Source organism: Pseudomonas sp. LRF_L74 (assembly GCF_965644255.1).
GTDB lineage: Bacteria > Pseudomonadota > Gammaproteobacteria > Pseudomonadales > Pseudomonadaceae > Aquipseudomonas.
Genome location: NZ_CBFFRH010000002.1, coordinates 169557 through 183226 on the forward strand (window position 1 = coordinate 169557; position 13670 = coordinate 183226).

The 13670-nt window shown below is 62.6% G+C and carries 12 protein-coding genes and 1 pseudogene; 5 read left to right on the forward strand and 8 right to left on the reverse strand.

Translation table 11 applies throughout. The annotated features are described in order from the left end of the window. Positions 1-195: 195 nt before the first annotated feature. The 5 genes from ACSZPK_RS05680 to ACSZPK_RS05700 all read right to left on the reverse strand — a co-directional run bounded on the left by ACSZPK_RS05680 (position 196) and on the right by ACSZPK_RS05700 (position 5924). Entirely contained in the window at positions 196-993 is a 798-nt protein-coding gene (locus ACSZPK_RS05680) for an ABC transporter permease (protein WP_437880997.1), read from the reverse strand. Beyond that, a complete protein-coding gene (locus tag ACSZPK_RS05685; protein WP_437880446.1) occupies positions 993-2210 on the reverse strand; it encodes an ABC transporter permease in 1218 nt (405 codons plus the stop codon). The genes ACSZPK_RS05680 and ACSZPK_RS05685 overlap by 1 nt, the downstream gene beginning before the upstream one ends. Before the next feature lie 19 nt (positions 2211-2229). Next, positions 2230-3279, reverse strand: a complete 1050-nt coding sequence (locus tag ACSZPK_RS05690) for an ABC transporter substrate-binding protein (protein WP_437880447.1) — start codon at positions 3277-3279, stop codon at positions 2230-2232. Between the two features lie 126 nt (positions 3280-3405). Continuing rightward, positions 3406-4518 carry an ABC transporter ATP-binding protein gene (locus tag ACSZPK_RS05695; RefSeq protein WP_437880998.1) on the reverse strand — a complete coding sequence of 371 codons (1113 nt, stop codon included), beginning with the start codon at positions 4516-4518 and terminating at the stop codon, positions 3406-3408. 35 nt (positions 4519-4553) lie between these two features. After that, positions 4554-5924, reverse strand: a complete 1371-nt coding sequence (locus ACSZPK_RS05700; RefSeq protein ID WP_437880448.1) for an aminotransferase — start codon at positions 5922-5924, stop codon at positions 4554-4556. 336 nt (positions 5925-6260) lie between these two features. Here ACSZPK_RS05700 and ACSZPK_RS05705 point away from each other — a divergent pair, with 336 nt between their 5' ends. After that, positions 6261-7013 (forward strand): IclR family transcriptional regulator, encoded by a 753-nt coding sequence (locus tag ACSZPK_RS05705; protein WP_437880449.1) that lies wholly within the window; start codon positions 6261-6263, stop codon positions 7011-7013. Between the two features lie 36 nt (positions 7014-7049). On the opposite strand, the gene ACSZPK_RS05710 is transcribed toward ACSZPK_RS05705, so the two are convergent. From ACSZPK_RS05710 to ACSZPK_RS05720, 3 genes and pseudogenes are all read right to left on the reverse strand, one after another. Continuing rightward, positions 7050-7739 carry a hypothetical protein gene (locus tag ACSZPK_RS05710; RefSeq protein WP_437880450.1) on the reverse strand — a complete coding sequence of 230 codons (690 nt, stop codon included), beginning with the start codon at positions 7737-7739 and terminating at the stop codon, positions 7050-7052. A gap of 176 nt (positions 7740-7915) precedes the next feature. Further along, positions 7916-8101, reverse strand: a pseudogene (locus ACSZPK_RS05715) (winged helix-turn-helix domain-containing protein); the annotation flags it as partial. A 279-nt stretch (positions 8102-8380) separates the two neighbouring features. Then, positions 8381-8980 carry a helix-turn-helix domain-containing protein gene (locus ACSZPK_RS05720; RefSeq protein WP_437880451.1) on the reverse strand — a complete coding sequence of 200 codons (600 nt, stop codon included), beginning with the start codon at positions 8978-8980 and terminating at the stop codon, positions 8381-8383. Between the two features lie 241 nt (positions 8981-9221). Between ACSZPK_RS05720 and glnT the strand changes: the two genes are divergently transcribed. From glnT to ACSZPK_RS05740, 4 genes are all read left to right on the forward strand, one after another. Next, a complete protein-coding gene (glnT, locus tag ACSZPK_RS05725; RefSeq protein ID WP_437880452.1) occupies positions 9222-10556 on the forward strand; it encodes a type III glutamate--ammonia ligase in 1335 nt (444 codons plus the stop codon). Between the two features lie 72 nt (positions 10557-10628). After that, positions 10629-11534 carry a class II glutamine amidotransferase gene (locus ACSZPK_RS05730; RefSeq protein WP_437880453.1) on the forward strand — a complete coding sequence of 302 codons (906 nt, stop codon included), beginning with the start codon at positions 10629-10631 and terminating at the stop codon, positions 11532-11534. Positions 11535-11545: 11 nt separating this feature from the next. Beyond that, positions 11546-12229 carry a protein glxC gene (locus ACSZPK_RS05735; RefSeq protein WP_437880454.1) on the forward strand — a complete coding sequence of 228 codons (684 nt, stop codon included), beginning with the start codon at positions 11546-11548 and terminating at the stop codon, positions 12227-12229. A gap of 15 nt (positions 12230-12244) precedes the next feature. Beyond that, positions 12245-13567, forward strand: a complete 1323-nt coding sequence (locus ACSZPK_RS05740; RefSeq protein ID WP_437880455.1) for an FMN-binding glutamate synthase family protein — start codon at positions 12245-12247, stop codon at positions 13565-13567. Positions 13568-13670 lie beyond the last annotated feature (103 nt).

A 13670-nucleotide genomic window follows, 5' to 3' on the forward strand; every position in this document is an offset into this window, starting at 1 on the left:
TTCTTTTTGTTTTTTTGTAAGAAATATAATTTCTTTGTGTGGCGGATGGTAGAAGCCGGTTTTGTGCCTTGTCAATGTTTTGTGAGCGGCAATTTTTCTGGCTTTGAGCAGGCGAGCGGAGACACCGGGAGGGGCGCCAGACTCGGCGCTACCCGGTGTTCCTGGTGCATCACGTTGCGGCGTGCGCCGCAACCTTCAGCGACGGCTCAGCGAGCGCGACAGCAGCAATAGCACGGTGGCGAAAAGCACCATGATCGTCGCTGCCGACAGCAGCACGGGGCTCAGTGCCTCACGCGCAGTGGTGAACATTTCGCGGGGCAAGGTGCGTTGGTCGGGGCCTGCCAGGAACAGCGTCACCACCACTTCATCCAGGGACGTGGCGAAGGCGAACAGGCCGCCGGATATGAGCCCCGGCGAGATCAACGGCAAGGTGACCTTGCGCAGGGTCAGCCAGGGTGTCGCGCCCATGCTGGCGGCCGCCCACAACAGGCGTTGGTTGAGGCCGCCGAGCGCCGAGCCGACATTGACCACCACGAACGGCACCGCCAGGGTGGTATGGGCGATCACCAAACCTGCGAAGGTGCGAGTGAGGCCGGCGTTGGAGAACACGAAGTACATGCCCACGCCAACGATCACCGCCGGCACGATCATCGGCGCGATCAGCAGCACTTCGATGAAACGCTTGCCCGGCATCGCCGGGTGGCGCAGGCCGAGTGCCGCCAGCCCGCCCAGCAGCACGGCGAGCACGGTACTGCTCAGCGCGATGGCCAGGCTGTTGAACAGCGCGCCTAGCCACTGCGAAGAGGCGAAGAATTCCTCGTACCAGTGCAGGGTGAACTGGCCCAGCGGCAGCGACATGTAACGGCTGTCGCTGAAGGACAGGGGCAGTACCACCAGGATCGGCAGCAGCAGGAAGGCCAGGACCAGGCAGCCACTCAACGAAAGACCGAGGCTGCCGAACCACGCCGTGGGCCCGCGATTGGGATTGCGGATCATCTGTTCACTCCTTCCGCGCCACGGCGGGCAAGGTGGGCCTGTATCAGATAGAACAGGGTGGTGGCGACCAGAAGGACCAGGCCCAGTGCCGAGGCCAGGCCCCAGTTCAACGTGCCGGTGGTGAACTGGGCGATGTAGTAGCTGATCATCTGATCGGCAGGGCCGCCGAGCAGCGCCGGGGTGATGTAGAAGCCCAGGGTGACGATGAACACCATCAACGCGCCGGCGGCCAGGCCGGGCAGTACCTGGGGCAGGTAGACCTGGAAGAACACCCGCAGTGGGCGTGCGCCCATGGAGTAGGCGGCCTGCACCAGCAACTGGTTGCAGCCGGCCATTGCGGCGAGCAGCGGGAAGACCATGAATGGCAGCATCACATGGACCAGCGCCAGGATCACCCCGAAGCGGTTGTACAACAGGTGCAAGGGGCTATCGATCAGGCCCAGCCGCAGCAACACCGCATTGACCATGCCCTGGTCCTGCAGGAGCACCATCCAGGCCGTGGTGCGCACCAGGATCGACGTCCAGAACGGCAGCAGGATCATCAACAGCAGCAGGTTGCGTGTGCCTGGCCGGCGCTTGTCGAGAAAGGCGCACAACGGAAATGCCAGCAGCACGCAGACCAGCGTAGTGATCGCGGCAATGCCGAATGTCCGCCCGAGAATCGAGCGATACAGCCCGGCTTCTTCCTTGGCGGTCAAGCCGTGTTGGTAGTCGTACTTGATGTCCATGGCCGACAACAGGTGATAGCTACCGACCGGTCCGGACGCACGCTTGAAGGTTTGCCAGGTGGCGTTGTCCAGCCAGCGTGGATCGAGTGCCTGCAACGAAGCGGCGCCGCCATCGAGGTTGGCCACGTCGCGCTTGGCGGCCATCAGCAGCGCGCGCAGGGCGGGGGCCTCATAGGCCAGGCGCCGCGCGGCGGCAGCCAGGTCGCGCGGAGCCACGCTGCGCAGATCCTGCACCAGTGGCTGGAACAGACGCTCATCCGGTGCCGAGCGGCCATCCCACTGGCTCACCGCTTTAGCGGTATGCGGCAGTGCCTGGGACAGCTCGCCGTCAGCGATGGCGCGCCACAGCAGCGTGCCGATAGGGCCGACGAACGTCAGCAGCAGAAACACCACCAGCGGTGCCAGCAGGCCATAGGCCCGCCACAGGGCCGCGCGATTTTTACGCGCGACCACCGGCACCGGGTGATTGAGGGCTATAGCGCTCATCACGATTCCTCGACCTCGATTACTTGGCCGACCAGGCGGTCCATTTGGCATTCAATTCGTCGATGTGGTCGACCCAGAACCTGTCATTGAGCACCAGGACATTGGCACTGTTTTGCGGGGCGCTTGGTGAGTCGGCAAGTACTGCTGGTTCGAGCGCGGCGATGCCCTGGTGCGAGGTGATGCCGGTGGGTTGCAGTGCTGGCCAGCGCTTCTGGTTTTCGCCCTTGCCCATGACCTCGAGCAGGTCGTAGGCCTTGTCGACGTTGGGCGAGTTGGCCAGGATCACCCAGCTGTCCATGGTCTGCAGCGACTGGTTCCAGACCAGCCCGAAGGGCTTGTGGTCCTGGCGGATGGCGTTGGTCACGCGACCGTTATAGGAGGTGGTCATGCCGACTTCTCCCGAAGCCAGCAACTGCATCGGTTGGCCACCGGCTTTCCAGAACAGCAACTGGCTCTTGATGCTGTCGAGCTTCTTGAACGCGCGTTCGACGCCGGCGGTGGTGCTCAGCGTCGTATACACGTCGGCAGGCGCTACACGGTCAGCCATCAGTGCGATTTCAAGGTTGCCCTTGGGGCCCTGGCGCAAGGCACGCTTGCCGGGAAAGGTGGTGGTGTCGAAGAAGTCGTTCCAGCCATTGGGCGCGCGCGTGACTTTGCTGGTGTCATAGCTGAGTACGAAGTTGTACACCGCGTTGCCCACGCCACATTCACTGACCGCGCTGGGAATGTAGTTGTCCTGGCCGCCGATACGGGCGAAATCCAGCTGCACGAAGAGACCTTCGCTGCAACCCAGTTGCAGGTCTTCGGCCTCGACCTGGACCAGGTCCCAGCCGCTATCCTGCCCATCAGCACGCGTGCGCAGCAGCCCTATGCCACCTTCCCAACTGTCCTCGACGACCTTGTTGCCGCTGGCTTGGCTGTAGGGGGCAAAGAATATCTTGCGTTGCACGTCCTGATAGGCGCCGCCCCAGGAGGAAACGGTCAGGTCACGGGCCTGGGCGGCGCCGGCGAGCAGCGCCAGGCTGCACAGGGTAAAGGTGAAACGGGATACGGAACGCGGTATGGACATGATGGAACTCCCAGCCTTTGGAATTGATGTTGTTCGGCAGCAATAGAGAAACTCATCGATTCGATGTGCTTGTTTTTATTGTTCGAGCTGTCGCCTGTCGTGGCGCAGGCACGACAGGCGACAGCCTTAACGCAGGATCATCAGGTGTTCGGGGGGCAGTGCCAGTTGCACCGATTCGCCGGAGGCTGGCGCGGGTCTTCCCAGGCTGCCGGGGTTGTAGGTCATCGCCAGCTCGTTGCCCATGGCCATGCGCAGGCGCAGCTTGCAGTGGGCGCCATGAAAGATGCTGTCGATCACCTGGGCAGCGATGGCGGCCTCGCCAGGCATTGCCAGGCGCAGGTTTTCCGGGCGGATCGCCAGCGCCGCACGCTCGTCGGTGGCCAGCCCCTTGTCTGCGCAAGGGGCATCGAGCATCAAGCCACCGTCGTCCAGGCGGATGCATGCGCGGTTGGCCTCTCTGGACAGCAGCGTTCCTTCGAGCAGGTTGGTTTCGCCCAGGAAGTTCGCCACGAAGCGTGTAGCGGGGCGGGTGTAGAGATGCTGCGGCTGGTCGATCTGGGCAATCTTGCCGTCATTGAACACGGCGACACGGTCGGACATGGTCATCGCTTCGTCCTGGTCATGGGTGACGTAGACGAAGGTGATGCCCAACTGCTTGTGGATGGCCTTGAGTTCGAGCTGCATGTGCTCGCGCAGCGCCTTGTCCAGTGCGCCCAGCGGCTCGTCCATCAGCAGGATGCGCGGGCGATAGACCAGCGCCCTGGCCAGCGCCACGCGCTGCTGCTGGCCACCTGACAACTGTCCGGGACGACGCTCCTCGAACCCCTCCAGCCGCGCCAGGGCCAGGGCCTCTTGCACCCGCACACGCGTCTCGGCGGCCGGGACCTTGCGCAGGTTGAGCGGGAAGGCCACGTTCTGCGCCACCGTCATGTGCGGGAACAGCGCATAGCTCTGGAACACCACGCCCATGTCGCGCTTGTAGGCGGCCAGGCCACTGATGTCCTTGCCGTCCATGAGGATGCGTCCGCGGTCCGGTGCGTCGAAACCCGCCAGCATCATCAGGGTGGTGGTCTTGCCCGAGCCGCTGGGGCCGAGCAACGACAGGAACTCGCCCTGGCGGATGTCCAGGTACAGGTCGTCGACCACCCAGGAGCGCTCGTCGTAGGTCTTGTATACCTGCTCGAAACGTACGAGTACCGGAGATGCGCTATCGGCAATGGTTGAGTCGTGAACAGGCATATCGACCTTGGGCTTGGTACGAATGATCTGGGCAGTCATGGCCGCATGCCCGCCTGTACTTCATCCAGCGCCTGGGCGAGAGCCTTGAGGATAGTCTGGATCTGGTCGGCATCGATGATCAGCGGCGGCGCCATGACCAGGGTATCGCCAAGGGCACGCAGAAGAATGCCATCGCGCTGCAGCACATTGCTGACCTGCTGGGCGATCTTCACTTCGGCGGGGAAGGATGTACGAGCCTCCTTGTCGGCGACGAACTCAAGCGCCGCCATCAGGCCTATGCCCCGCGCCTCGCCGACCAGCGGATGGCTGGCCAGTGCCTGGATGCCGGCCTGGAAGGCGGGCGCTACTTCTCTGACATGGCTGACGATATCCAGCTCGTCGTACATGCGCAGGGTTTCCAGCGCGACGGCTGCCGCGACCGGGTGGCCGCCATAGGTGTAGCCATGGCCAAGCCCGCCGAGCGCCTGGCTCTGGTCGGCGATCACCTGGTAGACGCGGTCGCTGACGAGCAGGGCGGAAATCGGCTGGAAGGCGGCGGACAGGCCCTTGGCGCAGGTCAGCATGTCCGGCTCGATGCCGACGGCCTGGCTGCCCCAGTAGTGGCCGGTACGGCCGAAACCGCAGATCACCTCGTCGGCGATCATCAGGATGTCGTACTTGCGTAGCACCGCCTGGACCTTGGCGAAATAGCCGGCTGGCGGCAGGATCACGCCGCCGGTGCCCATCACCGGTTCGGCGAAGAACGCGCCGATGGTTTCCGGACCCGCCTCGAGGATCGTCTGTTCCAGTTCCTTGGCTAGGCGCTCGCTGAAGTCGGCTTCGGTTTCCCCTGGCAAGCCCTGGCGGTAGAGGTGCGGGCAGCGCACGTGAATGACATCGGCCAGCGGCTCGCCCCAGCCTTTATGCATGTTCGGCAGGCCGGTCAGGCTCGACGCCGCCAAGGTGGTGCCGTGATAGCTGCGCTGGCGAGCGATCAGGCGCGATTTGCCGGGCTTGCCGATGGCGGTGTGGTAGTAGCGCACGAACTTGATCGCGGTATCGATGGCCTCGGAGCCGGAGCTCTGGAACACCACTTTGTCCAGGCCGGCGGGGGCGTGGGCGATCAGTTCGGCGGCGAGGTCGGCGGCCGGGCCGTGGCTGCGGTGGGCGAAGGTCTGCTGGTAGGGCAGTTTCAGCATCTGCGAGTAGGCGACCTCGGCCAGGCGTGGCTGGCTGAACCCGAGCGTCGCACACCACAGCCCCGACATGCCCTCGATGAAACGCTGGCCCTGCTCATCGAACACATAGATACCCTCGCCGCGCTCGATCAACAGCGGCCCTACCTGCTCATGGAGACGAAGGTTGGTCTGGGGGTGGAGGTGGTGGGCGATGTCGCGTTGCGCCAACTCCGAGCCGTGAGCGGTCATGACGTTTCCTCTTCGATTGGTTGTATGCGTATGCGGTACGTGGTTTCATTTTTTACGATCAATTTGAGGTTTCGTCAAATATTTTATGTTTCTTTGAGGGGAATGTTATTTCTTTATTTTGTTGGTCTGTACCTGTCGCTTTTGCGCACATTAACGCGACATAAAGCGGTTTTTTGCCGTGCCACGAGCGTGTTTAAACCGAATTTTTGAAATGGATGAGCGAAGAATGGCTGTATTTTTTTTGTTAATGTCGTACCGTCTGTGCGAACAGGTGATTGAAAAACCGTTGTTCAGAAGAAGAGGCTGAGGATGAAAGAAGAGGCAGGAAAGGGCGGCGTGAGGTCAGTGCAACTGGCGTTCGATGTGCTCGAATGGGTCGCGGCGAGTGGTGAGGAAATCGGTGTCAGCGAGCTGGCAGCCCAACTCGGTACGACCAAAGGCTCGGTATTCCGTCACCTGAAGACCCTGGTCGAGCGTGGCTACCTGACGCAGAACCCGCAGACGTCCCGCTATCGCCTCGGTATCCAGGCCTACCTGCTTGGCCAGATTGCGGCGGGCGGTGTCGATCTGCTGGCCGCGTCGGCGGATGCCATTCGCGATCTGCGCGATGAGCTGGGCCTGTCGGTGGTGCTCTCGGTACTACAGGGCAACCGCCTGGTGGTGGTCGAGACGCAACTGGGCAAGTCGGCCCTGGAGATCGGCGTGCGCACCGGGACCAAGCTGCTGCTGCACTGCAATGCCCAGGGCAAGGTGGCGCTGGCCTTCGCCCGGCAGCTGAGAGTGGAGCAACTGTCCGCAGCGGATCTCCAGCCCATCACGCCCTTGACCTTGACCGACCGCCAGGCACTGCGCCGTGAGGTCGACGAGGCGCGTACTCGGGGATGGGCCGGCGCATTCGAGGAGGAAACCCTCGGTATTTCTGCGATAGCGGCGCCGATTCTGGGGGCCAACGCCGAATTGATCGGCACCGTGGCGTTGGTGGCGACGGTGCAGAGCATCTCCAGGGACGTGGCAGCGGAGCAGGTGTCTGCACTGAAAAAAGCGGCGTTGCGCGCCTCCTGGAACCTGGGTTTCAAGGGCGAGTTCTGAGATGGCGGCGCGCCGCAAGTACCTGTGGGCAAAAGACTAGGGCGCGAGCATTTTCCAACTGTCGGTGATTTCGTCGTACAGCTTGTGAAGGCGTGCTGACAGCCCGGTGGGGCCGGCGAGCGGTTCCAGGCGATAGATGCCCGACGCTTCGGCGGGGGCGATGAGTCGCGAAATTTCCAGGCCCTGGCTGACTAGACGCCGTAAATGTCCCTCCATGTGTGCTGATTGATCGGCTCCGGCTGGAGCGTCACGCATCAGCACCACGCCTGTGCCTTGAAGGCTGGCCGGGTGAATCTGCTCTTCGCTGAGCCTGAGCCAGATCGACAGGTCACTGCGTTGCAAGGACTCAAGCAGCTCGTCGATGCTGGTCTTGGTTACGCTGATTTGCAGGGCACTCAGGCCCGCTTGATCGATGTCTCGCCTGTGCTGCGCGTATCGCGACGCAGAAAGGCAGGGGACGACATAGGCGCCACGCTGCCTTGCGTACTGTTCGAATGTGGCCAGTTGGCTGATCCAGTCGAGGAAGCTGGCATCGCTGCTGGCGGTTTTTTCACCGATCACCAGTGCCGCGACACCTGCATCCAAGGCAGCCTGAAGCGTGTGGCGCGTTTGTGCCTGCCATTCGAGATGGCCGATCAAGCTGTTCTTCAGCCTGAGGTTGCCGAGGCGAAGAGGCGCGTCATCCAACGGGGTCGAACGGACATTGTCCAGCGTGCCTTCTTTCATTTTATATTTCTTCTGTAAGAAATGTATTTCTTTCAGGGGAATATATTCGTCGGGGAGGCAGCGAGCAAGGTGGTATTTCGCCGAGCGTTGCTCGTCGCTTGAGTCACCACGGCAGCATGCGGATCAGGACGTTGTCACGGCGGACCTCCAGACCACGAAAAACACGCTGCTGAGAATCAGCGCCAGGCGCGAGCGGATGCCCATGATGGCCTCCGGGCGCTCGGTGGCGGCGGGCCCAGGCGATATCCCGCGCCCCGGACCGTGTCGATGATGCCGTTACCCGGTTTGCGGCGCAGGTGATGGATGTGCACGTTCAGGGCGTTGCTCTCGACGTCTCCGTCGAAGCTGTACATCGCGTCCTTGGATCGCTTGTGCCAGGCCTTTGTCTCGGCTTCCCGAGAGATCCCATCTTTCGGTTGACGAACAGCAAACCGGATAGCTCGTTCATCGAGATGGGATCCCAGCAGGTGGTCCGGGCAGCGGCGAGGATATCCGCGCCGGCGAGCACAGGCCTCAAGGTAGGAGCAAAAAGCGCAGTTGTGCGCTGCGTCGTCTCCAGGTCGTCGCTGCCACCAAGGCGGTAACCCGCAGGCTTAGGCATATCTGTGCCGGGCGTGATGGTAAATGGCTCCCTGGCGATTTCATTCGCTGCCGTAGTTCATGATCGAGAGCAGGCGGATCGGCACTTGCACCAGCTTTTCCGGCCCATGCGGGACTTCCGCATCGAAGGTCAGGCTGTCGCCGGCCTGCATGGCGTAGAGCTGGTTGCCGTGGCGGTAGACCAGTTCGCCTTCGAGCAGGTGCAGGAACTCGGTGCCCGGGTGAGAGAAGGTCGGAAACTCCTCGCTGGCGTCGTCCATGCTGACCATGTAGGCCTCGAAGCTTTTCTTCGGTCCGCGGGTGTGGTTGAGCAGATGGTAGGTGTGGCCTTTCTCGGTGCCGCGGCGAACCACCTCCAGGCCCTCGTCGGCCTTTACCAGCAAGGCGCTGCTGCCCTGCTGATCGTACTGGCTGAACAGTTTGGACATCGGCATGCCCAGCACATCGCACAGGCGACTGAGGGTATCCAGGCTGGTGGACACCTGGGCGTTCTCGATCTTGCTCAGCATGCCCTGGCTGATGCCGGCGATGCGCGCGACATCGGCGATCTTCAATTCCTGGGCCTGGCGCTGGCGGCGGATCTGCATGCCCAGGTACTGCTCGAGTTTGAGGCGTGGCGAATCTTCGGATGAAATGCTCATGCTTGAATTTCTGCTTATGAATAAAAATTTCGCACCAATAAATTTCGTTCTGCTTTACTTTGGTGCAGGAATCACGGTGTTCTTTCCTCCTATGAAAGCATTTTTCCTCTGCGGATAGAAGGAAAGCCGCGTCACCACTGGCTTTGCGGGTGATCGGTAAAAGTTGGCAAACCGCTTGCATTCCTTTCAATAAATATAAATTCCCCAGCGGAATAATTAGCAAGCCGACAGGAGGCAAACGATGTTGCCAAATGAAACCCAGCAGATCATCGACAAGCACGGCATCAAATATGTACTGGCGCAGTTCGTGGATATCCACGGTTCGGCCAAGACCAAATCGGTTCCCGTATCTGGCCTGAAAGCCGTCGCAGAAGATGGTGCTGGCTTTGCCGGCTTCGCGATCTGCGGCATGGGCATGGAGCCGCATGGCCCTGATTTCATGGCCAAGGGCGATCTGTCCACGCTGACCCCCGTGCCATGGCAGCCGGGTTACGGCCGCGTGGTGTGCATCGGGCACGTCAATGGCGAGCCCTGGCCGTATGACAGTCGCTATGTGCTGCAACAGCAGGTGGAACGCCTCAAGGCCCGTGGCTGGACCCTCAACACCGGCCTGGAACCCGAGTTCAACCTGATGCGCCGGGATGAAAACGGCACCCTGCAACTGGTCGATGCCAGCGATAACCTGGACAAGCCCTGCTACGACTACAAGGGGCTGTCGCGCTCCCGCGAGTTCCTAGAGAAGCTCACCGAAGCCTTGCAGCCGGTCGGTTTCGACATCTATCAGATCGACCACGAGGACGCCAACGGCCAGTTCGAGATCAACTACACCTACAGCGATGCCATGGAGTCGGCGGACCGTTTCACCTTCTTCCGCATGGCCGCCGGCGAGATCGCCAACGACCTGGGCATGATCTGCTCGTTCATGCCCAAGCCGGACCCGAAGCGTGCAGGCAACGGCATGCACTTCCATCTGTCGATCGCCAGCGCCGAGAGCAAGAACCTGTTCTTCGACGCCAGCGACAAGAACGGCATGGGCCTGTCGAAACTGGCCTATCACTTCGCTGCCGGTCTGCTTGCCCATGGCCCGGCCTTGTGCGCCTTCGCCGCGCCGACGGTGAACTCCTACAAGCGCCTGGTCGTGGGCAACTCGCTGTCCGGCGCGACCTGGGCGCCAGCCTTCATCGCCTTTGGTGCCAATAACCGTTCGGCCATGGTGCGCGTGCCTTATGGCCGCCTCGAATTCCGCCTGCCGGACGCCGGCTGCAACCCGTACCTGGTCACCGCCGCGATCATCGCCGCCGGCCTGGACGGTATCGACCGGCAACTGGTGCCCGACCAGATCTGCAACGAAAACCTCTACTCGCTGGGACTCGAAGCCATCGCCGCGAAAGGCATCAAGACCCTGCCGCAGTCGCTCAAGGAAGCGTGCGATGCGCTGGAGGCAGACGCCTTGTTCGCCGAAGTGATGGGCAAGGAGATCGTCGGCGAGTTCATCAAGCTCAAGCGCATGGAGTGGGTGGAGTACAGCCGCCACGTCTCCGACTGGGAGATCAAGCGCTACACCGAATTCTTCTGATCCGACCGTAACCACAAACGATTTTCTAGGCGTTCGCCGATGGCGGGCGCCTTCTGCCCAGGAGTTATAGCTATGTGTGGAATCGTGGGGCTTTACCTGAAAAATCCGGCGCTGGAATCACAGCTCGGCAAACTCTTCGAGCCGATGCTCGAAGCCATGACCGATCGCGGCCCGGACAGTGCCGGCTTCGCCATCTACGGCGATGAAGTCGGTGATGGCTGGATCAAGCTGACCCTGCAGGCGACCACCGAGGCCTTCGACTGGAAGGCCCTGATGGGCGCCCTGGAAGGCCGTCTCGGCAGCCCCCTGGACTGGTTCCAGAACGCCAGCGCCGCTGTGCTCAAGGTCAAGGCCGAGGAAGCCGACGTGCGTGCCGCCCTGGCCGAACTGGCACCGAGCGTGCGCATCATGAGCGCCGGCCAGAGCATCGAAATCCTCAAGGGCATGGGCTTGCCGAAGGAAATCTCCACGCGCTTCGGCCTGGCCTCCATGAAGGGCAGCCACATCATCGGCCACACCCGCATGGCCACCGAGAGCGCCGTGACCATGGAAGGCAGCCACCCGTTCTCCACCGGCAAGGACCTGTGCCTGGTGCACAACGGCTCGCTGTCCAACCACTTCCGCCTGCGCCAGGAACTGCGCCGCGAAGGCATCAGCTTCGAGACCGAGAACGACACCGAAGTGGCCGCCGGCTACCTGACCTGGCGCCTGCAACAGGGCGATACCCTGAAAGAAGCGCTCGACCACTCCCTGGAGGACCTGGACGGCTTCTTCACCTTTGCCATCGGCACCCGTAATGGCTTCGCCGTGATCCGCGACCCGATCGCCTGCAAGCCGGCGATCCTCGCCGAGACCGACGACTACGTGGCGATGGCCTCGGAGTATCAGGCGCTGTCGAGCCTGCCGGGTATCGACAAGGCCAAGGTCTGGGAACCCGTTCCCGCCACCATGTACATCTGGGAACGCGAGTCGGCTTAAGGAGCCCGCACATGAAAACCATCGATTTGTCCGTTTCGACCGTGCGCGACCTCAACCAGGCCCTGCACGATCAAGTCAACAATGTCCAAGACCGCGAGTGGGTGGTGACCCACGCCAACGGCGCGCACAACCTCGCTGTCGGCGTCAACGAGGCCATCTCCATCGATATCCAGGGGCATGCCGGCTACTACTGCGCGGGCATGAACCAGAAGGCCGCGATCACCGTGCACGGCAACGTCGGCGTGGGTTGTGCGGAAAACATGATGAGCGGCTACGTGCGGGTCAAGGGCAGTGCCTCCCAGGCCGCCGGCGCCACCGCCCATGGCGGCCTGCTGGTCATCGAGGGCGACGCTGGCGCACGCTGCGGGATTTCCATGAAAGGCATCGACATCGTGGTCGGCGGCAGCATCGGCCACATGAGCTGCTTCATGGGCCAGGCCGGACGCCTGGTGGTGTGCGGCGATGCCGGCGATGCGCTGGGCGACTCGCTGTACGAGACCAAGATCTTCGTCAAAGGTAGCGTCGAGTCGCTGGGCTCCGACTGCATCGAGAAGGAGATGCGCCCCGAGCACATCGAAGAGTTGCAAGAGCTGCTCAACCGCGCCGGCTTCAAGGAAAACGCCGCGGACTTCAAACGCTATGGCTCGGCTCGCCAGCTGTACAACTTCAAAGTCGACAACGCCTCCGCGTACTGATCCAGGAGCATCACCATGAGCGAGAAACCCACTCCAGTCCTGCGCGAGTCGGCCACCTTCGATCGCCTGGCCATCCAGGAAATCCAGCGTGCCGCCGAGACCGGCATCTACGACATCCGTGGTGGTGGCACCAAGCGCAAGCTGCCGCACTTCGACGACCTGCTGCTGCTCGGCGCTTCGGTGTCGCGCTACCCGCTGGAGGGCTACCGCGAGAAATGCGGCACTGACGTGATCCTCGGCAACCGCTTCGCCAAGAAGCCGCTGCACCTGAAGATTCCGGTAACCATCGCCGGCATGAGTTTCGGCGCGCTGTCGGCCAACGCCAAGGAAGCCCTCGGCCGTGGCGCGACCATCGCCGGCACCAGCACCACCACCGGCGACGGCGGCATGACCCCGGAAGAGCGCGGCCAGTCGCAAAACCTGGTCTACCAGTACCTGCCGTCGCGCTACGGCATGAACCCGGACGACCTGCGCAAGGCCGACGCCATCGAGATCGTCCTCGGCCAGGGCGCCAAGCCGGGCGGCGGCGGCATGCTGCTGGGCATGAAGGTCACCGAGCGCGTGGCCGGCATGCGTACCCTGCCGATCGGCGTCGACCAGCGTTCTGCCTGCCGTCACCCGGACTGGACCGGCCCGGACGACCTGGCGATCAAGATCGCCGAGATCCGCGAGATCACCGACTGGGAAAAACCCATCTATGTGAAGATCGGTGCCAGCCGTCCCTACTACGACGTGAAACTGGCGGTCAAGGCCGGTGCCGACGTGATCGTGCTCGACGGCATGCAGGGCGGCACCGCGGCGACCCAGGAGGTGTTCATCGAGCACGTCGGCATCCCGATCCTGCCGGCCATTCCGCAAGCCGTGCAGGCGCTGCAGGAAATGGGCATGCACCGCAAGGTCCAGTTGATCGTCTCCGGTGGTATCCGCAACGGTGCCGACGTGGCCAAGGCCATGGCCCTGGGCGCTGACGCCGTGGCCATCGGCACTGCGGCGCTGATCGCCCTGGGCGACAACCACCCGCGTCTGGACGAAGAGCTGAAGAAGATCGGCTCGGCCGCCGGTTTCTACGACGATTGGCAGAATGGTCGAGACCCGGCCGGTATCACCACCCAGGACCCGGAACTGTCCAAGCGTCTCGATCCGGTCGAAGGCGGCCGCCGCCTGGCCAACTACCTGCGCGTGCTGGTGCTGGAGGCGCAGACCATGGCCCGTGCCTGTGGCAAGTCGCACCTGCACAACCTCGACCCCGAGGACCTGGTGGCGCTGACCGTGGAGTCCGCGGCCATGGCCCGCGTACCGCTGGCCGGGACCAGCTGGATTCCTGGGCAGCAGTACTGATCGTGAGCCAAAACGCCCGGTGGCATCGTCTCCGGGCGTTTTTCTTTGTCTGTTTATCAGCGACACGCGCCACCAGAGCAGCGGTCGAGCAATTCTGTTTCTA